This window comes from Micromonospora sp. bgisy143, assembly GCF_057708145.1.
On sequence record NZ_JBYIRN010000047.1, the window covers coordinates 1 to 26005 of the forward strand.

At 73.0% G+C, this 26005-nt stretch carries 26 protein-coding genes; 10 read left to right on the forward strand and 16 right to left on the reverse strand.

What is annotated here, in order from left to right; genetic code table 11:
- Nucleotides 1-293: 293 nt before the first annotated feature.
- The 4 genes from AC3EN4_RS30845 to AC3EN4_RS30860 all read left to right on the forward strand — a co-directional run bounded on the left by AC3EN4_RS30845 (nt 294) and on the right by AC3EN4_RS30860 (nt 5478).
- Nucleotides 294-1487 carry an endo-1,4-beta-xylanase gene (locus AC3EN4_RS30845; RefSeq protein WP_435209959.1) on the forward strand — a complete coding sequence of 398 codons (1194 nt, stop codon included), beginning with the start codon at nt 294-296 and terminating at the stop codon, nt 1485-1487.
- Nucleotides 1488-1666: 179 nt separating this feature from the next.
- Nucleotides 1667-2512 (forward strand): endonuclease/exonuclease/phosphatase family protein, encoded by an 846-nt coding sequence (locus AC3EN4_RS30850; RefSeq protein ID WP_435209961.1) that lies wholly within the window; start codon nt 1667-1669, stop codon nt 2510-2512.
- A gap of 127 nt (nt 2513-2639) precedes the next feature.
- Nucleotides 2640-3032, forward strand: a complete 393-nt coding sequence (locus tag AC3EN4_RS30855; protein WP_435209963.1) for a hypothetical protein — start codon at nt 2640-2642, stop codon at nt 3030-3032.
- A 1-nt stretch (nt 3033) separates the two neighbouring features.
- A complete protein-coding gene (locus tag AC3EN4_RS30860; RefSeq protein WP_435210002.1) occupies nt 3034-5478 on the forward strand; it encodes a DUF4132 domain-containing protein in 2445 nt (814 codons plus the stop codon).
- A gap of 3 nt (nt 5479-5481) precedes the next feature.
- Here the strand turns inward: AC3EN4_RS30860 and AC3EN4_RS30865 are convergent, their stop codons facing one another.
- The gene (locus AC3EN4_RS30865) at nt 5482-5685 is read right to left on the reverse strand and encodes a hypothetical protein (protein ID WP_435209965.1); all 204 of its coding nucleotides are present in this window, start codon (nt 5683-5685) and stop codon (nt 5482-5484) included.
- A gap of 240 nt (nt 5686-5925) precedes the next feature.
- Between AC3EN4_RS30865 and AC3EN4_RS30870 the strand changes: the two genes are divergently transcribed.
- A complete protein-coding gene (locus AC3EN4_RS30870) occupies nt 5926-6159 on the forward strand; it encodes a GntR family transcriptional regulator (protein ID WP_435209967.1) in 234 nt (77 codons plus the stop codon).
- 14 nt (nt 6160-6173) lie between these two features.
- Here the strand turns inward: AC3EN4_RS30870 and AC3EN4_RS30875 are convergent, their stop codons facing one another.
- The 7 genes from AC3EN4_RS30875 to AC3EN4_RS30905 all read right to left on the reverse strand — a co-directional run bounded on the left by AC3EN4_RS30875 (nt 6174) and on the right by AC3EN4_RS30905 (nt 12587).
- Nucleotides 6174-7157: a zinc-dependent alcohol dehydrogenase family protein gene (locus tag AC3EN4_RS30875; protein ID WP_435209969.1), complete on the reverse strand. Its 984-nt coding sequence runs from the start codon at nt 7155-7157 to the stop codon at nt 6174-6176.
- A 102-nt stretch (nt 7158-7259) separates the two neighbouring features.
- On the reverse strand, nt 7260-7862 hold the full coding sequence (locus AC3EN4_RS30880) for a LutC/YkgG family protein (protein ID WP_435209971.1): 603 nt from the start codon (nt 7860-7862) through the stop codon (nt 7260-7262).
- On the reverse strand, nt 7859-9280 hold the full coding sequence (locus tag AC3EN4_RS30885) for a LutB/LldF family L-lactate oxidation iron-sulfur protein (protein ID WP_435209973.1): 1422 nt from the start codon (nt 9278-9280) through the stop codon (nt 7859-7861). Before AC3EN4_RS30885 ends, AC3EN4_RS30880 begins: the two co-directional genes overlap by 4 nt.
- A gap of 20 nt (nt 9281-9300) precedes the next feature.
- The gene (locus AC3EN4_RS30890; RefSeq protein ID WP_435209975.1) at nt 9301-10056 is read right to left on the reverse strand and encodes a (Fe-S)-binding protein; all 756 of its coding nucleotides are present in this window, start codon (nt 10054-10056) and stop codon (nt 9301-9303) included.
- Between the two features lie 19 nt (nt 10057-10075).
- Nucleotides 10076-10825 (reverse strand): SDR family NAD(P)-dependent oxidoreductase, encoded by a 750-nt coding sequence (locus AC3EN4_RS30895; protein WP_435209977.1) that lies wholly within the window; start codon nt 10823-10825, stop codon nt 10076-10078.
- Nucleotides 10822-11673 (reverse strand): fumarylacetoacetate hydrolase family protein, encoded by an 852-nt coding sequence (locus AC3EN4_RS30900; RefSeq protein WP_435209979.1) that lies wholly within the window; start codon nt 11671-11673, stop codon nt 10822-10824. The genes AC3EN4_RS30895 and AC3EN4_RS30900 overlap by 4 nt, the downstream gene beginning before the upstream one ends.
- 98 nt (nt 11674-11771) lie before the next feature.
- Entirely contained in the window at nt 11772-12587 is an 816-nt protein-coding gene (locus AC3EN4_RS30905) for a helix-turn-helix domain-containing protein (protein WP_435209981.1), read from the reverse strand.
- 131 nt (nt 12588-12718) lie between these two features.
- Between AC3EN4_RS30905 and AC3EN4_RS30910 the strand changes: the two genes are divergently transcribed.
- A complete protein-coding gene (locus AC3EN4_RS30910; protein WP_435209983.1) occupies nt 12719-13087 on the forward strand; it encodes a nuclear transport factor 2 family protein in 369 nt (122 codons plus the stop codon).
- Between the two features lie 20 nt (nt 13088-13107).
- Here the strand turns inward: AC3EN4_RS30910 and AC3EN4_RS30915 are convergent, their stop codons facing one another.
- A complete protein-coding gene (locus tag AC3EN4_RS30915; RefSeq protein ID WP_435209985.1) occupies nt 13108-14010 on the reverse strand; it encodes an MHYT domain-containing protein in 903 nt (300 codons plus the stop codon).
- Between the two features lie 165 nt (nt 14011-14175).
- On the reverse strand, nt 14176-16977 hold the full coding sequence (locus AC3EN4_RS30920; RefSeq protein ID WP_435209987.1) for a DEAD/DEAH box helicase: 2802 nt from the start codon (nt 16975-16977) through the stop codon (nt 14176-14178).
- 86 nt (nt 16978-17063) lie between these two features.
- Here AC3EN4_RS30920 and AC3EN4_RS30925 point away from each other — a divergent pair, with 86 nt between their 5' ends.
- Together AC3EN4_RS30925 and AC3EN4_RS30930 are read left to right on the forward strand one after the other, a co-directional pair.
- A complete protein-coding gene (locus AC3EN4_RS30925; protein ID WP_435209990.1) occupies nt 17064-17834 on the forward strand; it encodes an HAD family hydrolase in 771 nt (256 codons plus the stop codon).
- 65 nt (nt 17835-17899) lie between these two features.
- Nucleotides 17900-18811 (forward strand): EamA family transporter, encoded by a 912-nt coding sequence (locus AC3EN4_RS30930; protein WP_435209991.1) that lies wholly within the window; start codon nt 17900-17902, stop codon nt 18809-18811.
- Here AC3EN4_RS30930 and AC3EN4_RS30935 read toward each other — a convergent pair.
- The 6 genes from AC3EN4_RS30935 to AC3EN4_RS30960 form a co-directional block, all read right to left on the reverse strand.
- Nucleotides 18774-19727, reverse strand: a complete 954-nt coding sequence (locus AC3EN4_RS30935) for a diacylglycerol kinase (protein ID WP_435209993.1) — start codon at nt 19725-19727, stop codon at nt 18774-18776. The genes AC3EN4_RS30930 and AC3EN4_RS30935 overlap by 38 nt on opposite strands.
- A gap of 144 nt (nt 19728-19871) precedes the next feature.
- The gene (gene tatC, locus AC3EN4_RS30940) at nt 19872-20825 is read right to left on the reverse strand and encodes a twin-arginine translocase subunit TatC (RefSeq protein ID WP_435209995.1); all 954 of its coding nucleotides are present in this window, start codon (nt 20823-20825) and stop codon (nt 19872-19874) included.
- A gap of 18 nt (nt 20826-20843) precedes the next feature.
- Nucleotides 20844-21158 carry a Sec-independent protein translocase subunit TatA gene (tatA, locus tag AC3EN4_RS30945; protein ID WP_007459946.1) on the reverse strand — a complete coding sequence of 105 codons (315 nt, stop codon included), beginning with the start codon at nt 21156-21158 and terminating at the stop codon, nt 20844-20846.
- Between the two features lie 157 nt (nt 21159-21315).
- Nucleotides 21316-21561: a hypothetical protein gene (locus AC3EN4_RS30950; RefSeq protein WP_422740125.1), complete on the reverse strand. Its 246-nt coding sequence runs from the start codon at nt 21559-21561 to the stop codon at nt 21316-21318.
- A gap of 10 nt (nt 21562-21571) precedes the next feature.
- A complete protein-coding gene (locus tag AC3EN4_RS30955) occupies nt 21572-22630 on the reverse strand; it encodes a helix-turn-helix transcriptional regulator (protein ID WP_435209996.1) in 1059 nt (352 codons plus the stop codon).
- Nucleotides 22627-23625: a helix-turn-helix transcriptional regulator gene (locus AC3EN4_RS30960; protein ID WP_433538778.1), complete on the reverse strand. Its 999-nt coding sequence runs from the start codon at nt 23623-23625 to the stop codon at nt 22627-22629. The genes AC3EN4_RS30955 and AC3EN4_RS30960 overlap by 4 nt, the downstream gene beginning before the upstream one ends.
- 120 nt (nt 23626-23745) lie before the next feature.
- On the opposite strand from AC3EN4_RS30960, the gene AC3EN4_RS30965 reads away from it, so the two are divergent.
- Nucleotides 23746-24738 (forward strand): cation diffusion facilitator family transporter, encoded by a 993-nt coding sequence (locus tag AC3EN4_RS30965; RefSeq protein WP_435209999.1) that lies wholly within the window; start codon nt 23746-23748, stop codon nt 24736-24738.
- Between the two features lie 59 nt (nt 24739-24797).
- Nucleotides 24798-25883: a DUF3866 family protein gene (locus tag AC3EN4_RS30970; RefSeq protein WP_435210001.1), complete on the forward strand. Its 1086-nt coding sequence runs from the start codon at nt 24798-24800 to the stop codon at nt 25881-25883.
- Nucleotides 25884-26005: the final 122 nt, after the last annotated feature.

Genomic DNA, 26005 nt, shown 5'->3' on the forward strand with positions numbered 1-26005 from the left:
CCCCCCCTCCTCCCCCCCCCCCCCCCCCCCCCCCCCCCCCCCCCCCCCCCACTGCTGTTGGCCGCCGTGCCGCCCCATGCGGCGGCGAAACTTTCATCCGATGACTATCCACAGTCGCGCAGCTCACCCGACTCTTTTCCGGAAGTTTTCAGAGTTGACGGGGCCCATCGACGGCCATAATGTTTCGAACGAGTTTCCGGTCCTTCGAAGCCACGCCCCCGCGTCCTTTCATCCCGGGCCGCACCCTTCCTTCAAAGATCGACATTTGTCGATCATTATCGAGAGGCAGGCAGATGAAGCCAAGACGGTGGATCAGCGCCGGCGTCGTCGCCGTCGCGACCGCTGCGGCGTTGAACGCGCTTCCGGCCACCGCCAGCCGGCCGTACGACCCGACCACCCAGACGCTCGCGGCCCTCGGCCAGCGCCACGGCCTGAAGATCGGCACCGCGGTCAACGCGGAAGCCCTCAACGACGCCACCGACCCGCGCTACCGCCAGATCGCCGCCACCGAGTTCTCGTCGGTCACCGCCGAGAACGCCATGAAGTGGGAGAGCCTGGAGCCCACCCGGGGCACCTACAACTGGACGGAGGCCGACCAGCTGATCCAGTTCGCCCAGCGCAACCACCAGAGCGTCCGCGGGCACGTGCTGGTCTGGCACAACCAACTGCCCGCCTGGCTGACCAGCGGCGTCGCCGACGGCACCATCAGCAAGCAGGAGCTGCGCGAGCTGCTGCGCAAGCACATCACCACCGTGGTGAGCCGCTACAAGGGCAAGATCTGGCAGTGGGACGTCGTCAACGAGGCGGTCAGCGACCCCTGGGACACCCCGTCGACGCTGCACTACAAGGGCTTCTGGGCGCAGAACCTGGGTCCGGACTACATCGCCGACGCGTTCCGCTGGGCCCGCGCCGCCGACCCGAAGGCGCTGTTGTTCTACAACGACTACAACATCGAGGCGTTCGGCTCGGGCAACCCGGCCGACGACAAGACGCAGTTCGTCTACGACATGGCCAAGGGGCTGCGCGCCAAGGGCGTACCGATCGACGGCGTCGGCTCGCAGGGCCACCTGGGCACCCAGTACGGCAACTTCGACACCCTGCAGGTGACGGCCGCCCTCAAGCGCTTCTCCGCGCTCGGTCTGGCCACCGCGTTCACCGAGGTCGACGTCCGTAGCCAGATGACCGCTGGCGTCCAGGCCGGTAACTCCGAGGAGATCAACCCCCGGTTGCAGGCGTCGGCCGCCAACTTCAGTGTGCTGATGAAGGCGTGTCTCGCCGTACGCGACTGCCTGTCGTACACGGTCTGGGGTTTCAGTGACAAGTACTCGTGGGTGCCGGACTGGTTCAACGACCCGCCCGAGGGTCTGGCCACCATCTACGACGAGAACTACCAGCCCAAGCGGGCGTACCAGGAGATCAAGTCGGACCTGATCTTCGCCGGCCCGCCGTACGTCCTCCCGCGCGTCGCACCCCGGCCGCACCGCTGAACCGGCACGGGTCGTGCGGGGTCCACCCTCCCCGCACGGCCCGTGTCAGCGCGTCAGGGCTCCGTCGTCCTCGGGCAGGACCGGGCGCATGATCCACCATAGGACTCCTTCCCTGCGACGGCCGGCAGTAGGATCGCGGGCACCTCGGCGACGATCGTCGCCGCCCGGCCGGAGCCCGCATGTCCACAGATCCGCCCGGCGCCACCAGCCGCCACCGAGGCACGTACCGTGCGATCCGTCGGGCCCTCGCCGTCGCCTGCCTGGTCGCCGTCGCCGGGCTGCCCGCCGGACCCGTGCCGGCGTCACCCGCGCCCACGACCCTGTGGGTGGCGCAGATGAACCTGTGCAACAGCGGTCGCGCCGCCTGCTACACCGGCCGGGCGGTGCCCAGGGCCGCCGATCTGATCAGGGCCGAGCGACCCGACCTGGTCACCCTCAACGAGATCTGCGCGGACGACGTGCCCACGCTGGAGGCGGTGTTCGCGGCGGTCCACGGCCGCGCGAGGATCGTGACCGCCTTCCAGGCCGCCGGCGACCGGCCCAGCGGCGCCGACACCCGGTGCCGCAACGGCCAGGCGTACGGCATCGGTCTGCTGACCCGGCTGCCGGCGACCACCAGCCGGTACGCCGTGCACAGTGGAATCTTCCCGACGCAGGACCTCGCGGACCCCGAGGAACGACCCTGGCTGTGCGTCCACGTCGACCGAGCGCTCACCGCCTGCACCACCCACCTGGCGGCCACCAGCCGCGCCGTCGCGCTCACCCAGTGCGGTCACCTGGTCGACGAGATCCTGCCCGCCATCGGTCGGCACAGCGGGTCCGCCCCGGCCGTCCTGAGCGGCGACCTCAACCTCGGCCTCGACGACGTGGGGTCCTGCGTGCCGCCCGATCATTCCCGCGTCGGCGACGGCACGGTGCAGCACATCCTGGCCGGCGCCGACACCGCGCTCTGCTGCGCACGGTCGGTGGGTATGGGCGGGGCCACCGATCACCCCGCCCTGCTGGCGACCCTCGTCGTCGGCTGAGCGGCCGGACCGTCGGTCCTTCCTTGTCGCCCGGTTCGAGGTCCCTGCTCGTCGGAGTCGCGGTGGCGCGTTTTCGTCGGACGGTCGTGCCATGCTGCCGCTCACCTCAGGGCAAGGAGCACAACGCATGGTCACGGTGATCGTTCGGGACGAGACGGCGACCGGCAGAGCCGTCGACAGCTGGCCGTTGACGGGCCTGCCGGAGCGCATCTCCGCGCGGGAGCTGGTCCGGTTGCGGGTCCGCGAGGAGGTGGCGCGGTTCAACGCCGAGCGGCCCCGGCACTTCCGGGGCCTGGTGCAGCCGACCGACACGGAGGCCACGCTGAACGGCTACCGGGTCGCCCCGGACCGGCGGCTCGACTGGGAGGCGCAGGCGGATCGGGCCTGCGCGGCCTTCGCCCACAACGGTTTCCTGCTGCTGGTCGGCGACCACCAGATCGACGACCTCGACGAGGAGATCGACCTGCGGACCGACCCCGAGGTGGCGTTCGTCCGGCTCGTCGCGTTGGTGGGTGGCTGACATGGGTGTCTGGACGGCACTGCTCCCCCACCTGGGCGACGCGGACCGGCGGCAGGTGGAGACCGGTCTCGCCGAGGCCGACGAACGGATCCGGGCGGTGCTGCGCATCGTCAGCACCCACTACTGGGGGTCCTCGGTGACGAGCGTGCCCGAGTGGTCCACCGTGGAGTCGTGGTCCGCCGAGGAGCGCCGCCGCGCTGCCCTGGCCATGCACCGGGAGTCGACGTCCGCGTCGACCCCGACCGCGCTCAACGACGTGGTGCGCAACCTCGCCACCGAGGATGTCCCCTTCACGCGCGCGGACCTGCTCTGGTGCCTGCACGTCGCCGCCGAGGGCCACTGCTTCGACAACGGCGCCCACCTGGAACTGCCCGCGGTGATCGCGCCGCGCCTGACGGCCGCAGAGCTGACCGACCTGGTGCCGGCGCTGCGCGCCCTGAGCAACAAACTGCTCGACGACTACTACCTCGCGGCGGCGCCCCGCCGACGAGCCGTCACGATGTTCGGCCATGCCATCGACCGCGCCACCGGCGGCCGCCTGCCGTCGTCGCTGCTGCACCACGGCGACACCTTCGGGCCGTCCGTCCGCGCCGACCTGGGCGTCGACCTCGCCGCAACCGGCGTGCCGGAGCTGCTGGAGCACTGCGCCGCGCTGGACAAGCCGGCGGCGACCGCGAAGTGGCTACGCCGCCTCGACGAACTGCTCGTGGCCGCGCACGGCGGCCGGCAGGTCGTCCGCCGGCTCCTCGACGCGTTCACCGCCCAAGGGCGCAGCGTCCACGACGACACGGACCGCCTGCTGCGCGGGCTGGTCTGGGCGCTGTCCCGCGAGCGCGACGAGCGGGCGACGGAGCTGCTGGCCCGGGCCACCACGAGCGCGGCGTCCGCGCCGCGCCAGGCCGCCGGATTTCCGTACGCCCCGCGGACGGCGATCGCGGCGGTACGACTGCTCGCCGAGCGCGACGGTGACGTGCCGCTGCGCACGCTGGCCCGGCTCGCCGTGACGGTCCGCAACAAGGCCGTGCGCAGCCGGGTCCACGCCGCGCTGACCCAGCTCGGGACGCGGCGCGGCTGGTCGCTCAGCGAGGTCATGGAGTTGGCCGTCGACGACCACGGGCTCGGGCCGGACGGGCGGCTGTGCCGGACGGTCGGCCCGTACCAGGCGACGGTCGAGATCGTCGGCGAGCGGGCGCGTCTGGTCTTCGCCCGCGACGGGGCCACCCTCAAGGGCGTCCCGGCGCAGGTGAAACAGGCCCACGCGGACGACCTCGCCGAACTGCGGAGCCTGGTCAAGCAGGTCGGCGCGACGCTGGTCAGCGAGCGGCAACGGGTGGAGGGGCTGCTGTCGGAGGAGCGCGTCTGGTCGTACCCGGACTGGTCGTCGCGCCTGCTCGACCACCCGGTCACCGCGACCTACGGACGGCGGCTGCTCTGGGAGACCAGCGCCGACGGCCGGCGCTGGACGGCCGGTCTGCCCCGGCGCGACGGCGACGGGTGGACGATCGTCGACCGGGACGGCCAGGCGCTCGCCCCCGGGTCGGTGCGGTTGTGGCATCCGGTCCGCGCGGACACCGCCGAGGTGCTCGCCTGGCGCGCGCACCTGGTCGCCGCCGGCCTGACGCAGCCGTTCAAGCAGGCGTTCCGGGAGGTCTACCTGCGCACGCCGGCCGAGGAGAAGACGGAGACCTACTCCAACCGGTTCGCCGCGCACATCCTGCGCTACCGGCAGGCCAACGCCCTGCTACGGGCCCGTGGCTGGCAGGCCGGCTACCTCGGGACGTGGGACGGCGGGTACGACAGCGAGGCCACCAAGGTCTTCGGCGGCGGCGTGTGGCGCGCGTCCTTCCACCACGCGCTCGTCGACGACCAGGAGGAGCGCCGCTACGACGTCGAGTACTGCTCGACCGACCAGGTGCGCTTCGCCCGACACGACGGGAAGACGTGGCAACCCGCGCGGATGATCGACGTACCACCGCTGGTGTTCACCGAGGCCATGCGGGACGTGGACCTGTTCGTCGGCGTCACCTCGATCGCCACCGACCCGCAGTGGGCCGACCGTGGCGAGAACCGTTTCTCCGCCTACTGGCACCGGACGGCGGTGGCCGAGCTGACCCCGTCCGCGCAGGTACGCCGGGACGCGCTCGCCCGGCTGCTGCCCCGGATGGCCATCGCCGACCGGGTCGACCTCGCCGAGCGGTACCTGCGGGTGCGGGGCAACCTGCGCACGTACCGGATCCACCTCGGCTCGGGCAACATCATGATGGAGCCCGACGACAGGTACCTGTGCATCGTGGCCGCGCGTACCCAGACGGGCCGCCTGCACCTGCCCTTCGACGACGACCCCATGCTCGCCACGATCCTGTCCAAGGCGATCATGCTGGCCGCCGACGACCGCATCACCGACCCCACCGTCCTGAGCCAACTGAGACCCGTCGTGGGCAGATGACAATCAGCGCTTCTGGAACATTACGGCTGCCATCTCTGCTGCCAACGAGATCGCCCAATCAAGCTGCGGACAGTCGTCACTACCGCTGCACTCCAGGCAACCACCCACCCGCCATGGCTGGCCGAGCGCCCGGGTCCAGTGCGCGTCGAGCACCCGCGTCGCTATGAACATCTCGGTCGCCCTGGACACCGGTTCGTCGATCGGCACAGTCAGCACCCTCCCAACGATCTGTGGGTCCCACCTGAGGGCGTCGTGCCCCTCAGGTGGGCGCGCGGTCGGGACCCAGGAGTTTGCCGAAACCAGGGGACCCGACCCGGGGATCAACCTATTCCAACTTGTAGGAGGAGGTCAAGCAAGGACCGTTGGCAGATCATGAAACTTGTTGGAACAGGTCCTCCCGTGATCGAATTGGAGCGCCGAAACCAGGGGACCCACGGAGATCGACTCATGCCGACCGAGCGAGTGGACTACCGGCGCATCGCCAACGAGATCGCCGAGAAGATCAAGTCCGGAGAGCTTGCGCCGGGCGAGAAGCTCCCGTCCACACGCGAGCTGGCCGAGCAGAACGGCGTGCACATCTCCACGATCAACCGCGTCATGACAATCCTCAAAGACCGCGGGTTGGTCGAGGGGCATCCCGGTAAGGGTGTCTACGTGGCGGAGCTGGCTGACCCCGAGTAGCAAACACTGCCAACTCAGGGCACGTCGATGACGATCTTGCCGGTGCTGGTGCCGGACTCCACGACGGCGTGGGCGTCCGCGACGGTGTCCAGCGTGAACCGGCGGGGGTCGACGATCGGCCGCAGGGCGCCCGCGTCGGCGAGGGCGCTGGCCTCGCGCAGGATCTCGCCGTGCGCCTCGCGCCCCTGACCGGTCAGCAGTGGCAGCAGGGTGAAGACGCCGGAGTAGCTGGCGCCCCGGAACGACAGCGGCGCGAGGCTGTGCGTACCCCAACCGAGTGCGCTCACCACATGGCCGGTGTAGGTGCGCACGGCGGTGAAGGACTTGTCCAGGGTGGCCCCACCAACGGTGTCGAAGACGACGTCGAAGCCCTCGCCGCCGGTGTGCGCGGCCACGTAGTCCGCGACCTCGGTGGCGTTGTAGTCGATCGGCGTCGCGCCGAGCCGCGCGATGGTCTCCAGGTTCCGGGACGATCCGGTGGCGAAGACCTCCGCGCCCCGAGCCCTGGCGATCTGGATGGCGGCCTGGCCGACGCCGCCGGCCCCGCCGTGCACCAGCACCCGCTGGCCCGCCCGCACCTGCGCCCGATGCACCAGCGCCTCCCAACTGGTGATGACGGCCAGCGGCAGCGCCGCCGCCTCGCGCAGGCTCAGCGACTGCGCCGTCCGGGCAAGCAGCCGGGCGTCGACGGCCGCGTACTCGGCGAGCGAACCCTGAACGTCACCGACGCCGCCGGTGAGCCCGTACACCTTGTCACCCTCGGCGAATCCGACGACGCCGGGTCCGACCTCGGCCACGACTCCCGCCAGGTCCAGGCCCAGGACGACCGGCGGATGGTTCCGGGCGTGCGGCGCCTTGCCCTCGCGGATCTTGGCGTCCAGGGGATTGACACCGCTGGCGGCGACTCGGACGAGCACCTGCCCCGCGCCGGGGACCGGCGTGTCGACCTCCTGGACGACAAGCGGACCGCCGAATTCGTTGAGCACTACCGCGCGCATGGCGCTCCCTCGCCTTCGTCCGACCTGACGCCTTCCACGATGCCTACCCGCGGGCGTCCATGACGGGTCATCGGGAAAAGCTAGGTAATGCGAAGCGCTGGGTCAGGGCAGCAGGAGGATGTGCAGGCGGCGGGGGCCGTGCACGCCCTCGACGCGGATCAGCTCGATGTCGCTGGTGGCCGACGGCCCGCTGATCCAGGTCAGCGGACGGTGCGGCGTCAGCCGTTGCAGGGCCTCGGGCACGGTGGCCACCACCTGGTCGGCGCGGACCACGCAGACGTGCAGGTCCGGCAGCAGGCTGAGCACGCGGCGTCCCTGGTCGGGTGAGCCGTCGAGGACGACGGTCCCGGTCTGGGCGATGGCGACGGCGGCGGCGGTGACGACGCCGTCCGCCGCGCCGATCCGCGCGTGGTCGAGGCCGTCGTCCGGCAGCGCGGTCACCGTCGGCGGCAGCCAGGTCGGTGCCAGACCCGAGGGTACGACGACCGTGCCGCCCGCCGGCACGATGTCGGCGATCGCGTCGGCGACGCCTGCCTCGGTGACCCGGTGCACGTGCGCCCGGTAGTCGGTGAGCCGCTGAGTCAACTGGTCGAGGTCCGCGTCGGCGGCCCGCCGGTAGTCCCGGGGCACCGGCACCGGATCGGCGGGACCGCCGGCGGCGAGCGCGGCGCGCAGGCGGCCGAGGACGAGGTCGCGGGAGGTCATCGGGCGTCCCACCACTCGCGGAAGGTCTGCGCCGGCGGGTCGGGCAGGTCGCGGCTGGCGGTCCAGCCGTTCAGCGGCGGGGGCAGGCCCCGGCCCTGCCGACCGGCGAACCGGCTCAGTCGGGCCGCGCCCTGACCGGCCGCGTACAGGCGGGGTCGGTCCATCGTGTACGCGGCGGCGGCCATCGCGATCGACTCGGCGGTGGGTCGCCGCCGCGCCTCGACGGCCTCGGCGCGCAGGTGCACCAGCAGTTCCGGGATGTTGATTTTGACCGGGCAGGCGTCGTAGCAGGCGCCGCAGAGCGTCGACGCGTACGGCAGGGACACGTTGTCCTCGACGCCGGTCAGCTGGGGCGACAGCACGGCCCCGATCGGTCCCGGATACACCGAACCGTACGCGTGGCCGCCGGCCCGTTCGTAGACCGGGCACACGTTGAGGCAGGCCGAGCAGCGGATGCACCGCAGCGCCTGCCGGCCCGCCTGATCGGCGAGCACCGCGCTGCGCCCGTTGTCCAGCAGGACCAGGTGGAACGTCTGCGGCCCGTCGCCCGGGGTGACGCCCGTCCACATCGAGGTGTACGGGTTCATCCGCTCCCCGGTCGACGCCCGCGGCAGGAGTTGGAGGAAGACCTCCAGGTCACGCCAGGTGGGCACCACCTTCTCCACGCCCATCACGGTGATCAGGGTTTCCGGCAGGGTGAGGCACATCCGGCCGTTGCCCTCGGACTCCACCACGGCGAGGGTGCCGGTCTCGGCGACGGCGAAGTTCGCGCCGGAGATCGCCACCGGCGTACTCAGGAAGGTCTGGCGCAGGAACCGGCGCGCGGCGGCGGCCAGGGCCGTCGGGTCGTCGGTGAGCGCGGGGTCGACGCCGGGCATCTCGCGCAGGAAGATCTCGCGGATCTCGGCCCGGTTGCGGTGGATGGCGGGTACCAGGATGTGGCTCGGCCGGTCGTCGCCGAGCTGCACGATCAGCTCGGCCAGGTCGGTCTCCACGGCGGTGATCCCGGCGGCGTCGAGGGCCTCGTTGAGGCCGATCTCCTGGGTCACCATCGACTTGACCTTGATGACGCGGTCCACGCCGGCGGCCCGGACGAGGTCGGTGACGATGTGGTTGGCCTCGACGGCGTCCGCCGCCCAGTGCACCACGCCGCCCGCCTCGGCGACCTTCGCCTCGAGCTGTTCGAGCAGGTCGGGAAGGCGGTTCAGGGTGTCGGCCTTGATCGCCGCGCCGGCCGCGCGCAACTGCTCCCAGTCGGTCTGTTCGGCGATCACCGATCCGGACTTGGCCCGGATCGTGGTGGTCGCGTGGCGTAGGTTCCGCCGCAGTTGCGGGTCGGCCAGGGCGCGCCGCGCGGCGGTCGGGAACGACTCGTCACCGCGCAGGTGCCCCACCCCGCCGGGGGCGGTCGTCGGCATGCCGAGGAACGTCCGGCGGCTCACGACCGGGCCGCCGCTGCGCCGCTCGTCTCCGTCGAGGCCAGGATCTCGGCCAGGTGCACGGTACGCACCCCGGTCCGCAGCCGCGACAGTCCACCGCCGATGTGCATGAGGCAGGAGACGTCACCGGCGGCGCACACGTCGGCACCGGTGTCCAGCACATGGCGCATCTTGTCCGCCAGCATCGCCGTGGACGTCTCCGGGTTCTTCACGGCGAACGTGCCGCCGAAGCCGCAGCACTGCTCCGCCGCCGGCAACTCGACCAGGTCGAGGCCGCGCACCTCGCGCAGCAACTGTCGCGGCCGGTCGCCCACCCGCAGCATCCGCAGCGAGTGGCAGGTCGGATGGTAGGTGACCCGATGCGGGTAGTAGGCGCCCACGTCGGTCACCCCGAGCACGTCGACGAGCAGTTCCGACAACTCGTACGTCCGCTCGGCCACCGACTCGGCCCGACTCGCCAGACCCTCGTCGCCCGCGTGTCGGGCCACCATCGCGTGCTGGTGCCGCACCGACCCGACGCAGGAGCCCGACGGCGCGACGATCACGTCGTACGGGTCGAAGGTCCGTACGTGCCGGCGAACCAGCGGCACGGCCTCGCGCCGGTAGCCGGTGTTGACGTGCATCTGCCCGCAGCAGGTCTGCTCGGTCGGGAAGACGACCTCGTGGCCGAGCCGTTCCAGCAGTCGCACGGTCGCCGTGGCGGCCTGCGGGAACATGGTGTCGGCCAGGCAGGTCACGAAGAGCGCGATCCGCACGGCACACCCCCGCCCGTCGTCACGGCCGGACCCGCAGATGGGTGACCCCACCGTCGACGTCCAACACCGTACCCGTGGTCGACGCCGAACGGGGCGACGCCAGGTAGAGGATCGCGTTGGCGACCTCCTCCGGGGTGACCAGTCGTCCGATGGGTTGGCGGGCCCGCAGCGCCGCGCGCTCGGCCGTCGGGTCGTCCGCCTGTGCCAGCAGCCGCTGCACCCAGGGCGTGTCCGCCGTGCCGGGGCAGACGCAGTTGAACCGGATGCCCTCGCGGACGTGGTCGGTGGCCATGGCGAGGGTCAGCGACAGCACCGCGCCCTTGCTGGCCGAGTAGAGCGCGCGACCCGGCAGGCCGTTGAGCGCCGCGATGGACGAGAGGTTGACGACCGACGCGTGGTCCGAGCGACGCAGCCAGGGCAGGGCGGCGGTGACGACCCGCGCCATGCCGACGACGTTGACGTCGAGCACCCGGTGCCACTCGTCGTCGCCCTGGTCGGCGACGGTGCCGGTCGCGCCGATGCCGGCGTTGTTGACCACCACGTCCAGGCCGCCGAGCACGGTCGCCGCCTCGGCGACCGCCGCCTCCACCGACGCCCGGCTCGACACGTCCGCGGTGACGCCGACGACACCCTCCGGAAGCCCGCCCGGGTCGAGGTCGAGGACGGCGACCCGGGCTCCCCGGGCGCTCAACTCCACCGCCGTGGCGCGGCCGATGCCGGACGCGCCGCCGGTGACGATCGCGGCCAGCCCGGCGAACTCCCCGGTCATGCCGCCGCCAGCGTCTGGCGGGCCCGGCCCAGCCCGTCGACCTCCAGCTCCACCACGTCACCGGCGCGCAGGAAGGGGTGGTCGGGACGGCCGAGCGCCACCCCGGCCGGCGTTCCCGTGTTGATGACGTCGCCGGGGTACAGGACCATGAACTGGCTGAGGTACCACAGCACGTGCGCCACCGGGAAGATCATGTCCTTGGTGGACCCGTCCTGGCGCAGCACCCCGTTGACCCAGAGCCGCAGCGCGAGCGACTGCGGGTCGGCGACCTCGTCGGCCGGCACCAGGCTCGGCCCCAGCGGGTTGAAGGTCTCGCAGCTCTTGCCCTTGTCCCACTGGCCGCCGCGCTCCAACTGGAAGGCGCGCTCGGAGACGTCGTGCGACACCGCGTACCCGGCGACGTGCCGCAGGGCCTGCTCCGGGGAGTCGGCGTACCGGATGGTCCGCCCCACGACGACCGCGAGTTCCACCTCCCAGTCGGTCTTGGTCGAGCCGCGCGGGACGAGCACGTCGTCGTACGGCCCGACGATCGTCATCGGGTCCTTCATGAAGACCACCGGCTCGGCGGGCAGCGCCGCGCCGGTCTCCTCGGCGTGGTCGCGGTAGTTGAGACCGATGCAGACGATCTTGTGAGGTCGGGCCACGGGAGCACCCACCCGCAGGCTGTCCGCGTTGGACAGCTCGGCCAGCTCGCCACGATCGAGCGCGGCCCGGGTGCGCGCGATCCCGTCCGACGCCCAGAACGCCCCGTCCAGGTCGGCGGTGAGGGGCCGCAGGTCGAAGGTCGTACCGTCGCGCTGGACGACCGGGATCTCCTGGCCGCTCGGGCCGAGGCGCTGGAAGTTCATCTCACTCTCCTCTGTGTCCGGGCTGACTGGCGGGTGGCGGACACCCCTCGCATTCAACACCGGCACGCCCCACGCCCGGCACGGCGGGATCACCTCGGTCAATTCGGTGGGATCTCGTCGCGGCCCCGTACGCCGAGGGCGCGCGACGTCGCCGCGTCGGCGGGGAAGAACGACTCGACGGCCAGCCCGGCGACGGTGACATCCAGCGGGGTGCCGAACACGGTGGTGGTGCTGAGGAAGGACAGCTCCCGGCCGTGGTGGTGGTACCGGAGCCCGACGGCGACCCGCGAGACCGGATCGTCGATGGCCGGCGAACGGTCGTTGTCGCCGGGATAGCCGCGCAGCTCCTCGTGCAGCTCGTGCAGGGCCGCGTCGCCGGTGGCGGCTGCCGTCTGGCGCAGCCGGGTGAGCAGATGCGTCCGCCACTCGGGCAGGTTGCCGATCCGTGGGGCCATGCCATCGGGGTGCAGGCTGAGCCGCAGGACGTTCACCGGGGGGACGAGCAGGTGCGGGGCCGCGCCCTCGGTGAACAACGCCACGGCGGGGTTGGCCTCCACGAGCTGCCAGTGCCGGTCGATGAGCACCGCCGGGTACGGGCCGTGGCCGTCGAGGATCCGCCGCACGGCGGCACGTACCGGCGCCAGCTCCGGGTCGTCCAGCTCGTGGCGAGGGTAGGCGGGCGCGTACCCGCCGGCGAGCAGGATCGTGTTGCGGTCCGCCAGCGGCACGTCGAGCTGCTCGGCCAGCCGCAGGATCAGCTCGGGGCTCGGCCGGGACCTTCCGGTCTCCACGAAGCTCAGGTGTCGAGCCGAGATCCCCGTCTCGATCGACAGGTCCAGTTGGCTCATCCGGCGACTCCGGCGCCAGTCGCGCAGCAGCTCTCCGACCCGTCGCACCGGTCTGGTCGTCGTCACGCGACCGACCCTAGTGAGCGCGCCGGCGCGCGGACCATTACCTCCGACGTAATCGACAGCGCCCCGGGTCGGCCACAACCATCTGTCCCCAGAGCGGCGCCCACGGCCGCCCGACGATGAGGAGAGAAGTCATGGCTACGAGCTTCGACACGCTGGCCGAGCGGTACATCGCGATCTGGAACGAGACCGACCCGGTCCGCCGCCGCACCCAGATCGCGGAGGTGTGGGCCCCCGACGCCCGCTACGTCGACCCGCTCACGGTCGCCGAGGGCCGCGACGCGATCGACGCGACGATCGCGGCCGTGCAGGGCCAGTTCCCCGGCCTGACGTTCCGGCTGGCCGGCCCGGTCGACGGCCACCACGACCAGGTCCGGTTCACCTGGGAGCTGGGACCCGACGGGGTCGAGGCGCCGGTCGTGGGCTTCGACGTCGCCGTGCTGGACGGCAACGGGCAGGTCCGCGAGGTGCTCGGCTTCCTGGACCGGGTCCCGGTGGCCTGATCGTCCACCGGCGCGAGGTGTCAACGCGGCGGGGTGTCCCGGCGTGCTGGGGTGTCCCGGCGCGACGGGAACGGGGTGCCGGGCTGCCCGAGGGTGGAGCGGGCGCGCAGCCCGACCGGGTCCGGGGCGGGCGTCGGCGCGGCCGGGGCGGGCGTCGGGGTCCGCCGGGCGTCCAGGTACGCGGCGGCGGCCAGGTCGTCGTCGGTGGGAGCGGCGAGCAAGGCGTAGAGCAGGCCGACCACCCCGAAGATCACCGCCAGGATGATCGGCACCAGCAGGGCGCTCACGCCGGTGCCGGTCACCCCGTCCGAGCGTTCGTGCAGGTGGACCGAGAGCGCGCTCATGCCGGTGAAGTGCATGCCGTTCACCGCGACGCCCATGACCAGGGCGGAGGCGAAGATCGCCAGGCCGCGCCGGACGGTCATCGCGAGCCACAGGGCGACGGTCGCGGCGACGACCGCGATGACCACCGAGAGGACGACCCGGAGGGTGTCGTAGTTGAGGCTGCCGTTCAGGCGCATCGCCGCCATGCCGGTGTAGTGCATGGCGGCGACACCGGCGCCGGTGAACACGCCGCCGGCGATCAGGCGTACCGGGTTCAGTCGGCCGGTGCCGACGATGGCCAGGCCGATGCCGACCGCGACCACCGCGATGGCGGTGCTGGCGGCGGTGAGGGGCACGTCGTACCGGATGCGGGTGCCGTCGACGGCGAAGCCGAGCATGGCCATGAAGTGCATCGCCCAGATGGCGGTGCCGCCGAGCGCCCAGGCGGCCAACAGGCCCCACCAGGCGCGCTGACGGGCGGTACGGGCCGTGCGGATCCGGCCGGCGCAGACGAGCCCCAGGACCGACCCGAGCACCGACAGCGCGTAGCTCAGCGCGGGCGTGATCCACCCGTACTCAAAGTGATTGATGTCCGCCACGGCGGTTCTTCCCCCCATTCGTTGCCGGCGCGTAAGCACAGCGCCCGGGCAATGATCAGGGGTGCTCCGAGCAGGCGCAATAGCCCCCTCGGGCTATTCGCGGGGTGCCGTCGCGGTGACCGTCCGATGCGTCGATTCACCGGCGCGTCTGACCGATACTGATCATCAGGCGGAGGTGTGGTACGCCAGCACGCCCCGGTTGATGGCCGTTATCGCCTGCCGGGCCGTGGCGCGCAGCTCCGGCGACGCGCCACCGGAGTCGGAAAGCTGACCCAGCAGGTCGACCACCTGCCGCGCCCACCGGACGAAGTCACCGGCCGGCATCTCGCCGTCGATCTCGTGCCCGCTGCCGAGCACCTTGGCCAGGGCCTCGCCCCGCGCCCACCGGTAGACCGGCCAGGCGAAGCCCAGATCCGGCTCGCGGGTCGCGGTCAGCCCTCGGGCGGCCTCGTCGGCCTCGATCTCGCCCCACAGCTTCAGCGTCTCGTCCACCGCGTCGGAGACCGGGCCGCGCGGCAGGGACGCCCGCTCGTCGACGTCGCGGCGGGCCTCGAAGACCACCACGGACACCGCGGCGGCCAGCTCGGCCGGGGAGAGCCCGTCCCACACCCGTCGGCGCAGACACTCGGCGACCAGCAGGTCCGCCTCGGTCCAGATCCGGCCGAGCATCCGACCGGCGTCGGTGACCGCGCCGTCGCGGCCCAGGTAACCACGGTCGGTCAGCAGCGCGACGATCCGGTCGAACGTCCGGGCGAGGGACCCGGTCCGCCCGGACACCCGCTGGCGCAGCTCGTCGGTGTCCCGTTCGAGACGGCGACGGCGCTCCGCCCAGCGGGCGTGCTCCTCCCGCTCCGGGCAGGCGTGGCAGGGGTGGTTACGCAGCTCGGTGCGGAGCTGGCTGAGCCGGTGGTCCTCGCCCGGCGTCTGCCGCGAGCGGCCACCGCGGCGGCCGCCGTGCCGGTCCAGGCCGGTGCCGCTGACCTCGGCGGCCAGATCCCGCCGTGCGGCCGGCGAACGGTGGTTGAAGTGCTTGGGCACCCGGATCCGGGCCAGCACCTCGGCCGGGGTGGTGAAGTCACCCGGGCTGACCCGCCCGGCCCAGCGGTCCTGGGTGAGCACCAGCGGACGGGGTTCACCGAACCCGCCGGTCGCCGGGTCCAGCACGACCGCCAGGCCGGCCCGCCGGCCCGACGGCACCCGGATCACGTCGCCGATGCGCAGCCGCTCCAGCGACGCCACGGCCGCCGCCTTGCGCTGGGTCTGCCCCTGCCGGGCGATGGCCTTCTCCCGGTCGGCGATCGCCACCCGCAGCGCGAAGTACTCGTCGAAGTCGCCGTGGTGGCAGGCGGCCTCCGCGCCGTACGCCTCGATGGTCTCGGTGTTGCGCTGCACCTGCCGCGCCAGGCCGACCACCGACCGGTCCGCCTGGAACTGGGCGAACGAGGACTCCAGCAGCGCCCGGGCCGGCTCCGCGCCGACCGAGCCGACCAGGTTCACCGCCATGTTGTACGACGGTCGGAAGCTGGACCGCAGCGGATAGGTGCGGGTGGAGGCGAGCCCGGCCACGTGACGCGGGTCGGTCTCCGGGGACCACACCACCACGGCGTGCCCCTCGACGTCGATGCCCCGCCGGCCGGCGCGGCCGGTGAGCTGGGTGTACTCCCCCGGGGTCAGGTCGACGTGCGCCTCGCCGTTGTACTTGACCAGGCGTTCGAGCACCACGCAGCGGGCCGGCATGTTGATGCCCAGGGCGAGCGTTTCGGTGGCGAAGACCGCCTTGACCAGGCCCCGGACGAACAGTTCCTCGACGACCTCCTTGAACACCGGCAGCATGCCGGCGTGGTGGGCGGCGAGGCCACGCTCCAGGCCGTCGAGCCACTCCCAGTAGCCCAGCACCGTCAGGTCCTCGCCCGGGATGGCGGTGACCCGGGACTCGACCACCCGGCGGATCTCGGCGCGTTCCTCGGGTGAGGTGAGCCGCAGCCCGGCGGCCAGACACTGCTGCACGGCGGCGGCGCAGCCGGCCCGGCTGAAGATGAACAGGATGGCCGGCAGCAGACCCTCGCGGTCCAGCCGGTCCACGATGTCCGGGCGGATCGGGCCCCGCCAGCGGGGACCACGGCGTCCGGCGCCCGGCCCGGCGCTACGCCCCTCCCCCAGCTCCAGCCGGCGCATCGTGTCCCGGGTGTAGCGCAGCAGCTCCGGGTGCACGTCGTGCTTGCGGGCGGCGTCGGCGTCGTGGAACAGGTCGAACATCCGCTTGCCGACCAGCATGTGCTGCCACAGCGGCACGGGCCGGTGCTCGCTGACCACCACGGCCGTCTCGCCCCGCACGGTGACCAGCCAGTCGGCGAACTCCTCGGCGTTCGAGACCGTCGCCGACAACGAGACCAGGGTGACCGACTCCGGCAGGTGGATGATCACCTCTTCCCACACGCCGCCACGGAACCGGTCGGCGAGGTAGTGCACCTCGTCCATCACCACGTAGGCGAGCCCCTGCAGGGTGCTGGAGCCCGCGTAGAGCATGTTGCGCAGCACCTCGGTGGTCATCACCACCACGGGCGCGTCGCCGTTGATCGCGTTGTCGCCGGTCAGCAGGCCGACCTGCTCGGCGCCGTACCGGTCGACGAGGTCGTGGTACTTCTGGTTCGACAGCGCCTTGATGGGCGTGGTGTAGAAGCACTTGCGCCGGGCCGCCGGCGGTGTCGCGCCGCCGGCCGCCGCCGGGTCGTCGGGCCGCCCCCGCAGAGCCAGGTGTACGGCGAATTCGCCGACCACGGTCTTGCCGGCGCCGGTCGGGGCGCACACCAGCACACCGCTGCCCCGTTCGAGGGACTGACATGCCTCGCGCTGGAAGTCGTCGAGGTCGAACCCCAGGTCGAGGGCGAACTCGTCCAGCGCCGGAAACTCTGAGGCCTGCGCGGCCCGGCGGCGCGCTGCGGCGTACCGCTCGGCGGGGCTCGACATGGCACCAAGATTAGTGCGTGCCGGCACAGCGCACCCCACAAGGCCGTCCGGTGGGGCCGTCGGCGGGGGTCGGTAGGGTGCACGGCGTGCCGGACCATGCCGAACCGCCCCAGACCAGTCCGCCGGGCAGCGCCGCCGACGCCGCCGCCCCTCGGGCGTCCCGACGGCCCGTCAAGGCGGTGCTCTTCGACTTCCACGGCACCCTCGCCCAGGTGGAGGAGCCTCGGCAGTGGGTGTCGGAGGCCGCGGCGGCGTGCGGCGTCACCCTGGACCGGGTCCGCGCCACCTCGCTGGCCGACCGCCTGCTCACCGCCGGCCGGGCGGGCGGCCCGCTACCGGCCCGGGTGCCGCCACGCCTGGCGGAGCTGTGGGCCGACCGGGACCTCTACCCGCACGCCCACCGGGGCGCGTACACCGGGCTGGCCGAGACCGTGGACGCCGGCATCGAGGGCTTCGCCGACGCGCTCTACGAGCGGCTGCTCGTCGCCGAGGGCTGGGTGCCCTACCCGGACACCGCCCCCACGCTGGCCGCGCTGCGGGACGCCGGGATACGGATCGCGGTGGTCAGCAACATCGGTTTCGACCTGCGCCCGCACTTCGACGCCTGGGGGTTGACCGATCTCGTCGACGGGTTCGTGCTGTCGTACGAGGTGGGGCGCTGCAAGCCCGACCCGGCGATCTTCTGGCGGGCGTGCGGGATGCTGGGCGTCGACCCGGAGCAGACGCTGATGGTCGGCGACAGCCCGGCCGACGCGGGCGCGGTGGCCGCCGGCTGCGCGGTGCTGGTGTTGCCGGCCGCCGAGCCGGGCCGGGAGAACGGGCTGGGCGCGGTCCTGGACCTGGCCCTGCCGTCCTGACCCCCGGCTGATCGGCGTGGAGGCCGCTCGCGGGTCCGGCGAGCCGACCGCCTAGCGTCAGGGCCGTGACGGACACCCTCCTGCCTGCGTCGACGCCGACCGACGCGCCCCCGCAGCGCCGCGGTGGCGTCCTGGCCGTGGGGCTGGTGCTCGGCGGGGCGCTGTCGGTGCAGTTCGGCTCCGCCGTGGCCGCCCTGCTCTTCCCGCGTACCGGGGTGGCGGGTGCGGTGACGCTGCGCCTGACGATTTCGGCGGTGCTGCTGCTCGTCGTGTGCCGGCCCCGGCTTCGCGGGCACGACCGCTCGGCCTGGCTGGCGGCCGGGGCGTTCGGGCTGGCGCTGGCCGGCATGAACTCGCTGTTCTACCAGGCCATCGAACGGATCCCGCTCGGCCCGACGGTGACCCTGGAGGTGCTCGGCCCGCTCGCGCTGTCGGTGTTCACCGCCCGCCGGCTGGCGAGTTGGTGCTGGGCCGGGCTCGCGCTGGCCGGCGTGGCGCTGCTCGGGCAGGGCGGCTTCGACCGGCTGAACCCGGCCGGGGTGGCCTTCGCGTTCGGCGCGGGCGCCATGTGGGCCGCGTACATCGTGCTCAGCGCCCGGGTCGGCGGCCGGTTCCCCGGCGCGGACGGGCTGGCCCTCGCGCTCGCCGTCGCCGCGCTGGTCACCCTGCCGCTGGGCATCGTCGACGGCGGTGCCGTCCTGCTCGAGCCGGAGGTGCTGGCGTTCGGCACCGCCCTCGCGGTGCTCGCCTCCGGCCTGCCGTACACCCTGGAACTGCTGGCGTTGCGCCGGATGCCCACGTCGACCTTCGCGGTGTTGATGAGCCTCGGCCCGGCCGTGGCCACCCTCGCCGGCTGGCTGGTGCTGCGGCAGGCGCTGACCCTGACCGAATGCGTCGCCATCGTGCTGGTGATCGCCGCCAGCATCGGCGCGGTACGGGTCAGCGCAGCAGCCGCAGGGCCCCGGGCACCGCGGTGATGGTCACCGGCAGTCCGAGCGAGCGTTCCCCGTCGGCGTACGTGATGATCCCGTCGGCGGCCAACTCCACCGTCCGGGCCCGGTAGCTGCTCACCACCGGGTGCTCGACGTGGGTGCCCTGGTAGATGTGCGGCTTGACGCGGATCATGGTGCGCCGGTTCGCCCGGCCGGCCACCACCACGTCCAGCAGCCCGTCGGTCGGGTCGGCGTCCGGGCAGATCCGCATCCCACCGCCGTACGACGGGCAGTTGCCCACCGCCACCAGCACCGAGTCCATCTCGTGGAGCACCCCGTCCAGGCGCATCGTGTAGCGCCGGGGCTTCAGGCGGGCCATCTCGACGAGGATCGCCAGGTCGTACCGGCGGGGGCCGCGCGGCCACCGCATCCGGTTGGCCCGCTCGTTGACGATCGCGTCGAAGCCCGCCGCGAGGACCGCCCCGTACCAGCGTTCGGCGCCATCGACGCCGGTCATCCGGGCCAGGTCCACCTCGCTGCTCCGGCCGGCGCGCAGCGCCTCGGCGATCACCTCCACGGCGGCGACGGGATCGGCGGGAAAGCCGGTGTCGATCGCGAAGTCGTTGCCGGTGCCGGCGGGCACCGGTCCGAACGGGATGTCGGTGCCGGCCACCGCTTGCAGCGCCCGGTGCACGGTGCCGTCCCCGCCGATCGCGACCAGCGCGCCCGCGCCCTCGGCGACCGCCATCCGACAGGCCGCCTCCGCCTCGTCCGGAGTGGTCGCCGACAGCACCGTCACCGGGCGGCCGGCGGCGGACAGCCCGTCCAGCAATCGGGGCAGCAGGGCCCGACGCCGTCCCCGGCCGGCAGTCGGGTTGGCCAGCACGGCCACCGGGCCGGAGGCCGACACGGCGTCCTCCGCCGGTCCGGGCCGAAACTCTTTCACGGTCACGGCCAGCACCGTACTCGTCGTACATCTGATGTTCATCGTGCGGAGGTAGCGCTCCCAGCCCACCGGGCGGCTCGATTCGGTCGACGGCGGACACGGCGACGCCGTCCCCGCTCGGCGGGGACGGCGTCGGCGAACTCCGGCGGCGCGGGGCCGTCAGGTCATGTCGTCGTAGCGGCGGTCAATGGGCGCCGGCTTCGCGACCGGCTCCGGAGCGCCGATCGGCGCGGTCGCGTCGACCCGCTGCCCGGCCACGACCGGGTCCGTGTCGAACTCCAGCGGCGAGACCTCGTCGTCGTCGAGACCGGCGTAGACCTCCTTGCCGCGACCCCGCCGCTTGTCGTTGATGAACGCGATACCCACCGCCACGAAGTACAGCAACGAGAGGGAGAGCGCCAGCAGCGTCATGCCGAACGGTCCCGGATCTGGGGTAGCGATGGCGGAGAAGGCGAAGCAGATGAAGATTACGGCCCGCCACCAGCTCAGCAGTCTTCGTCCGCTGGCGATCCCAGCGAAGTTGAGCATGAGCAGGATCAGCGGGAACTCGAAGGCCACCCCGAACAGCAGGATCATGTTGGTGACGAAGCCGATGTAGGCGCTAACCTCGAACTGGTTCGAGAGGCCGCCGACACCGGATTCCATCAGGAACCCTAGGCCCTTATCGACCACGACGTAGGCCAACATCGCCCCAGCGGCGAACAGCGGTGCCGCGATCGATACGAAGACGTAGGCCCACTTCCGCTCATGTCGATGCAGACCGGGAGCAATGAACGCCCATAGCTGGTACAGCCAGACCGGCCCGCCGATGATCAGGCCGAGCCAAAGCGCCAACTTCAACTTGAGCACGAAACCGGTGGTCGGTGCCAGGGCCAGAAGGTCCTGGCACTGCCCCAACGCGTCCGTCGTGTCGGGCAGCCGGCAATACGGCCGCTTCAGGAGCAGGAAGACCGGGTCGGCCAGCAGGAACCCGACGATCAGGCCGCCAACGATCGCCAGCGAGGCGCGGAAGAGACGGTTGCGCAGCTCGCGGACGTGCTCGATGAGCGTCATCGAGCCGTCGGCGGCCCGCTCGAACGTGCTCGGGCCGCGCTTACGCAGGGCGAAGGCCACGGTGCGAAGGCCCTTCGGTCAGTTGTCGCGGACGCGGTGCACCGGGTCGACGACCGGCTGCTGCGCCGGCGCCTGCTGGTACGGCGCCTGCTGCGGCTGCCCGGCGTACGGCGCCTGCTGACCGGCGTGCGGCGGCAGCGGCTGGTAGCCGGCCTGCGCGTCGGCCTTCTCGGCCAGGTCGCGGTCGTCGTCCTGCAGGCTCTTGGTCTCGGCCTTGATGATCCGCAGCGAGCGACCCAGCGAGCGGGCCGCGTCGGGGAGCCGCTTCGCACCGAAGAGCAGGATCAGCACAACCACGAGAACGGCGATGTGCCACGGCTTGAGGGCACCCATGAGAAGCTCCAGTCGCTCTGTGTCCGGGGGTGGTACGCAGCCCATCGTACGTGCGGATCGGTCGGATGCCACCCGCCGGGTGGTAGTGGTCCGGCCCGGCCGGTGAAGTCTTGACCAACGCCCGATGATCCGTCAACCACGCGGGTCGGCCACCGGGTCAGCCGCGCTTGGCCTTGATCAGTTCGAGGCGCTGCTGGGCGGTGTCGAGCTGGCGCTGGACGCCCTCGGCGCGCTGCTGCAACGCCTCGGCGGTCTCCCGCAGCGCCTCCGCCTCCCCGGCCCTGCGCTGGAGCGCCACGGCGGCGCGGCGCAGCTGGGGCAGCCGGGCCAGCACCGGACGTACGGCCAGCGCGAGCGCCACGAGCGGGAGCAGCACCAGCGCGAGCACGATCCACATCAGCACGCCGGCCAGCCTACTGGGTGCGGCCGGCCACCGCCGGATCGCCCGACGGCGCGCCGGAAGCCCCGTCACCCTCGGGCAGCCGCGTCACCGGCGCGGGCACGGCGTACGCGTCGAGCGCGGCGGACGCGGCACCTCGCACCTGCTCGGCCAACTCGGCCGGGGCGACCACGGTGACGTCCGGGCCGAGGCCCAGCACGAACCGTCGCGCCCACCCCAGGTCGGTCACGCGCAGCGAGACCAGCCACTGGTCGCCGTCGCCGGCCTCGACCCGCTCACACGGGTAGTACTCGGTGATCCACCGCTCGCCGCGGCCGATCCGCAGAGTGATCAGCGGCAGATCGGGCGACGGGCGGAAGACGCCCTCGGTGCGGTCGTGCGGGACGGCCTGCGGCGGAACGGCGGCCGGCTCGTCCAGTTCGGTGATCGCGTCGATCCGGTCGGCGCGGAACAGCCGTACCGCCTCCGCGCGCCGGCACCACGCCTCCACGTACGCCCGGCCGCCGACCATGAGCATCCGCAGCGGGTCGATCACGCGCTCGGTGGTCTCGTCCCGGGCGGCCGTGTAGTAGGTGATGCGCAGCGCCCGGCCGCCCTCCACGGCGGCACGCAGCGCCTCGACCCGCCGGGTGTCCCCGGGCAGCCGGACCGCGACCGGCGCGCCCACCAGGTCACCGGCGGCGTCCTCGATCTTCGCCAGGGCCCGTTCGATGGCGTCCCGGTTGGCCACGCCGGGGGTTTCGGCGAGCATCCGCAGCGCCACCACGAGCGCGAGGGCCTCGTCCGGGGTGAGGCGCAGGGGCCGGTCGATACCGGCGTCGTAGGTGATGGTCACCCGGTCGCCGTCGAAGGCCATGTCGATCAGGTCACCGGGGCCGTAACCGGGCAACCCGCACACCCACAGCAGCTCCAGGTCCTCCCGGAGCTGCCGCTCGGTGACGCCCAGGTCACCGGCCGCCTCGGCGACCTCGATGCCGGGTCGGGCCAGCAGGTAGGGGACCAGGTTGAGCAGCCGCGCCAGCCGGTCGGCGGAGGCGCGGGAACCGCCCCGGGCGGCGGCCGGGCGGGTCACCGGGCACCCCCGGAGACCGCCAGCTCGTCGTGTCGGACCGCGATCTCCTTGAGTCGCTGGATGACCGCCTCGCGGACCTCCGGCGGGTCGAGCACGCGCACGTCCGGCCCGTACCCGACGAGGTGGCCGGCCAGGCCGTCCGGGTCGGCGTACGGCAGGACCAAGCGGTCCCCGTCCGGCCCGGCGGTGACCTCGACCGCCCAGCGGCGCAGGCCGGCGGCCCGGCCCGGCGCGGCCAGCACGGTCGCCCGGCCGGTGCGTTCCACCGGCCCGGACCAGCGGGCCACGTGACTGATCAGATCCTCGCCGGCCGGCGGCTGGTAGGCACCGGGCGCGCCGGTCACCCGGACCGCGCCGACCACCCGGGAGAGCCGGAAGCAGCGGGTGGCGTCCCGGTCCAGGTCGTGGCCGACCACGTACCACCGGCCGCGCCAGCAGACCACGCCCCACGGTTGCAGCCGGCGACGGCTGGGCGCGTCCCGGTCGGGTACCCGGTAGTCGAATCCCACCTCGCGGCGGTCCCGGGCGGCGGCGGTCAGCGGCGCGAACGCCGGGTCGACGGTGACCATCGGCTCCAGGCCGAGGGTGGCCTGCGGGTCGACGTCCACCCCGGCGGCGCGAAGCTTGGCCAGCCCGGAGGACGCGGCGGCGGCCAGCCCGGCGTGCTGCCAGAGGCGGGCGGCGATGCCGACGGCGGCGGCCTCGTCCGGTTCGAGGGGGATGTCGGGCAGCGCGTACTCGCGGTGGGCGATGCGGTAGCCGGGCTCGGCGTCGAAGACGCTGGCCGTGCCGGTCTCCAGCGGGACGCCCAACTCGCGCAGCTCGGCCTTGTCGCGCTCGAACTTGCGCTGGAACGCCTCGTGGTCCCGGGCGTCGTCGGGATCGTGTTCGTAGCCGGGCACGGTCGCGGCGATCTGCGCGGCGGTCAGGAACCGTCGCGTGGACAGCAGGCAGATCACCAGGTTGACCAGGCGTTCGGTGCGGGTCCGCGACACGCGGTAGACGCTAGCAGCCGACGCGCCCGCATCGTGCATCCACACGGGGCGTGCCGCACACTTGTTCGGATCGGGGTCCTCCCCCGGCGGGCCGCCGCCCGCGGCCATAGGGTTTGCCTCATGTCGCAGGGCGGGATGAAGACCGAGAGCGAGAGCGTCGGCACCGTGGTCGTCGCGGGCGCCGCCAACCTCGCCATCGCGGTCGCCAAGCTGGTCGCCGGGCTGATCTCCGGGTCGGCCGCGATGCTCTCCGAGGCGGCGCACTCGGTCGCCGACACCACCACCGAGGTGCTGCTGTTCCAGGCGCTGCGCCGGGGGGCCCGGCCGGCCGACCAGCGACACCCCTTCGGGTACGGCAAGGAGAGCTACGTCTGGGCGTTCTTCGCCGCGATGTTCACCTTCGTGGCCGGCGCCGGTTTCGCCGTCACCCACGGCGTCACCACGATCCTCGTGCACGAGCACAGCGGCAACTACCTCGTCTCGTACATCGTGCTGGCGGTGTCGTTCGTCATCGAGTCGATCTCGCTGGCCCGGGCCGTCCGGCAGGTCCGCCGTGAGTCCGCGCGCTGGCAGACCACCCCGCGACGGTTCCTGCGGCTCACCGCCGACACCACCGTCAAGGCCGTCTTCCTGGAGGACAGCGCGGCCCTGATCGGCCTGGTGCTGGCCGGGCTCGGCGTGGGTCTGTCGCACGCCACCGGCGACGAGCTGTGGGACGGCGTCGCGTCCATCCTGATCGGGCTTCTGCTGCTGGCCGTCGCCGGGATCCTCGCCGGCAACAACCTGTCGCTGCTGGTCGGCCGGGCCGTCCCGGAGCGGCTGCGCCGCGAGATCGAGCAGGAGTTGGCCGGCCTGCCCGAGGTGGAGCGGATCGACACCCTGCTGACCATGCAGCTCGGCCCGGACGACATCCTCGTGGCCGCGAAGGTCGACTTCCGGGACGAGGCGACCGGCGCGCAGATCGAGGCCACCGCCGACGAGGCCGAGCGGCGGCTCACCGAGCGGTACCCGGAGATCCGGTTCGTCTTCCTCGACCCCACCCGCTCAGCGCCGGGCGTCACCGGCAACGCCCGACACACCCAGGCCGCGCCGCCCGCCGACGAGCCCACCTGATCGCGACGTCGTCGTACCCGGTCGCGGTCCGCCGCGCCCGCGCGGCTAGCGTGCCCGTCATGGTGCGATGGCGTACGGGGACGGTGGCGGCGCTGCGGCGGCAGTGGACCGGGGCGGTGGAACTCGACGTCGACCTGCCCGACGGCACCCGCATGCGGGCGCTGGCCTATCCCGAACTGGTCGGTACGCCCGAGCCCGGTGACCGGGTGCTGCTCAACGCCGGCGCGCTGCTGATGGGCCTGGGCACCGGCGGGTACGCCCTCGTGGTGGCGGTGCCGGACCGGCTGCCGCCGGACCCGCCGGAGGCCGTCGACACCCGCGACGCCGGGCACCTGGTCAAGGCCCGCTACACCCCGTTGCAGCCGATCCTGCTCGGCGTCGACGAGGAGGCGTCCCCGTACCGCGGCGTGCTGGCCAACGCCGACGACCTGGGTGGCCTGCCGGTGGTCACCGCCGACCTGCACTCGGCGCTGCCGGCGATCCTGGCCGGCATCCGGGCCGACGCCCCGCAGGCACGGGTCGCGTACCTGCTCACCGACGGTGGGGCGTTACCGGCCTGGTTCTCCCGCACCCTCGCCGGGTTGCGCGACGAACTGGCCGGGACGATCACCGTCGGGCAGGCGTTCGGCGGCGACCTGGAGGCCACCACCCTGCACGGCGGTCTGCTCGCCGCCCGCCACGTGCTGCACGCCGACGTGGCCATCGTGGCGCAGGGCCCCGGCAACCTGGGCACCGGCACCCGGTGGGGCTTCTCCGGCGTCGCCGTCGGCGAGGCGGTCAACGCCATCGCCACCCTCGGCGGGCGGCCGGTCGGCTCGCTGCGCATCTCCGACGCCGACCCCCGCCCCCGGCACAACGGCGTGTCGCACCACAGCCTCACCGCGTACGGCCGGGTGGCCCTCGCTCCGGCGGAGCTGGTGGTGCCCGACGGCCTGGATCCGGCCCTGGCGGCCGAGGTCGACGCGGCGCTCGCGCCGCTGGCGGCGAGGCACCGCATCGTGCGAGTGCCCACGGCGGGCCTCGACGCCGCCCTACGCGCCAGCCCCGTCCCCCTGTCCACCATGGGCCGCCCCCTGGACGCCGACCACACCTACTTCCTGGCCGCAGCCGCCGCCGGCCGCCAAGCCACCACCCACCTCCCCTAACCCCGCCCGGCCCGGCCCCGGCCCCGGCCCCGGCCCCGGCCCCGGCCCCGGCCCCGGCCCCGGCCCCGGCCCCGGCCCCGGCCCCGGCCCCGGCCCCGGTGATCATGAAGTTATTGCGCGCC

What these genes read in the sequence shown, in the direction of transcription:
- AC3EN4_RS30885 (WP_435209973.1), bottom strand. Translation starts at nt 9,280, where the DNA reads ATGCCGACGACCGCCCCCGGCGGGGTGGGGCACCTGCGCGGTGACGAG.
- AC3EN4_RS30880 (WP_435209971.1), bottom strand. Translation starts at nt 7,862, where the DNA reads ATGACCTCCCGCGACCTCGTCCTCGGCCGCCTGCGCGCCGCGCTCGCC.
- AC3EN4_RS30870 (WP_435209967.1), top strand. Translation starts at nt 5,926, where the DNA reads ATGCCGACCGAGCGAGTGGACTACCGGCGCATCGCCAACGAGATCGCC.
- AC3EN4_RS30965 (WP_435209999.1), top strand. Translation starts at nt 23,746, where the DNA reads ATGTCGCAGGGCGGGATGAAGACCGAGAGCGAGAGCGTCGGCACCGTG.
- AC3EN4_RS30860 (WP_435210002.1), top strand. Translation starts at nt 3,034, where the DNA reads ATGGGTGTCTGGACGGCACTGCTCCCCCACCTGGGCGACGCGGACCGG.
- AC3EN4_RS30895 (WP_435209977.1), bottom strand. Translation starts at nt 10,825, where the DNA reads ATGACCGGGGAGTTCGCCGGGCTGGCCGCGATCGTCACCGGCGGCGCG.
- tatA (WP_007459946.1), bottom strand. Translation starts at nt 21,158, where the DNA reads ATGGGTGCCCTCAAGCCGTGGCACATCGCCGTTCTCGTGGTTGTGCTG.
- AC3EN4_RS30845 (WP_435209959.1), top strand. Translation starts at nt 294, where the DNA reads ATGAAGCCAAGACGGTGGATCAGCGCCGGCGTCGTCGCCGTCGCGACC.
- AC3EN4_RS30920 (WP_435209987.1), bottom strand. Translation starts at nt 16,977, where the DNA reads ATGTCGAGCCCCGCCGAGCGGTACGCCGCAGCGCGCCGCCGGGCCGCG.
- AC3EN4_RS30850 (WP_435209961.1), top strand. Translation starts at nt 1,667, where the DNA reads ATGTCCACAGATCCGCCCGGCGCCACCAGCCGCCACCGAGGCACGTAC.
- AC3EN4_RS30855 (WP_435209963.1), top strand. Translation starts at nt 2,640, where the DNA reads ATGGTCACGGTGATCGTTCGGGACGAGACGGCGACCGGCAGAGCCGTC.
- AC3EN4_RS30875 (WP_435209969.1), bottom strand. Translation starts at nt 7,157, where the DNA reads ATGCGCGCGGTAGTGCTCAACGAATTCGGCGGTCCGCTTGTCGTCCAG.
- AC3EN4_RS30970 (WP_435210001.1), top strand. Translation starts at nt 24,798, where the DNA reads ATGGTGCGATGGCGTACGGGGACGGTGGCGGCGCTGCGGCGGCAGTGG.
- AC3EN4_RS30910 (WP_435209983.1), top strand. Translation starts at nt 12,719, where the DNA reads ATGGCTACGAGCTTCGACACGCTGGCCGAGCGGTACATCGCGATCTGG.
- AC3EN4_RS30900 (WP_435209979.1), bottom strand. Translation starts at nt 11,673, where the DNA reads ATGAACTTCCAGCGCCTCGGCCCGAGCGGCCAGGAGATCCCGGTCGTC.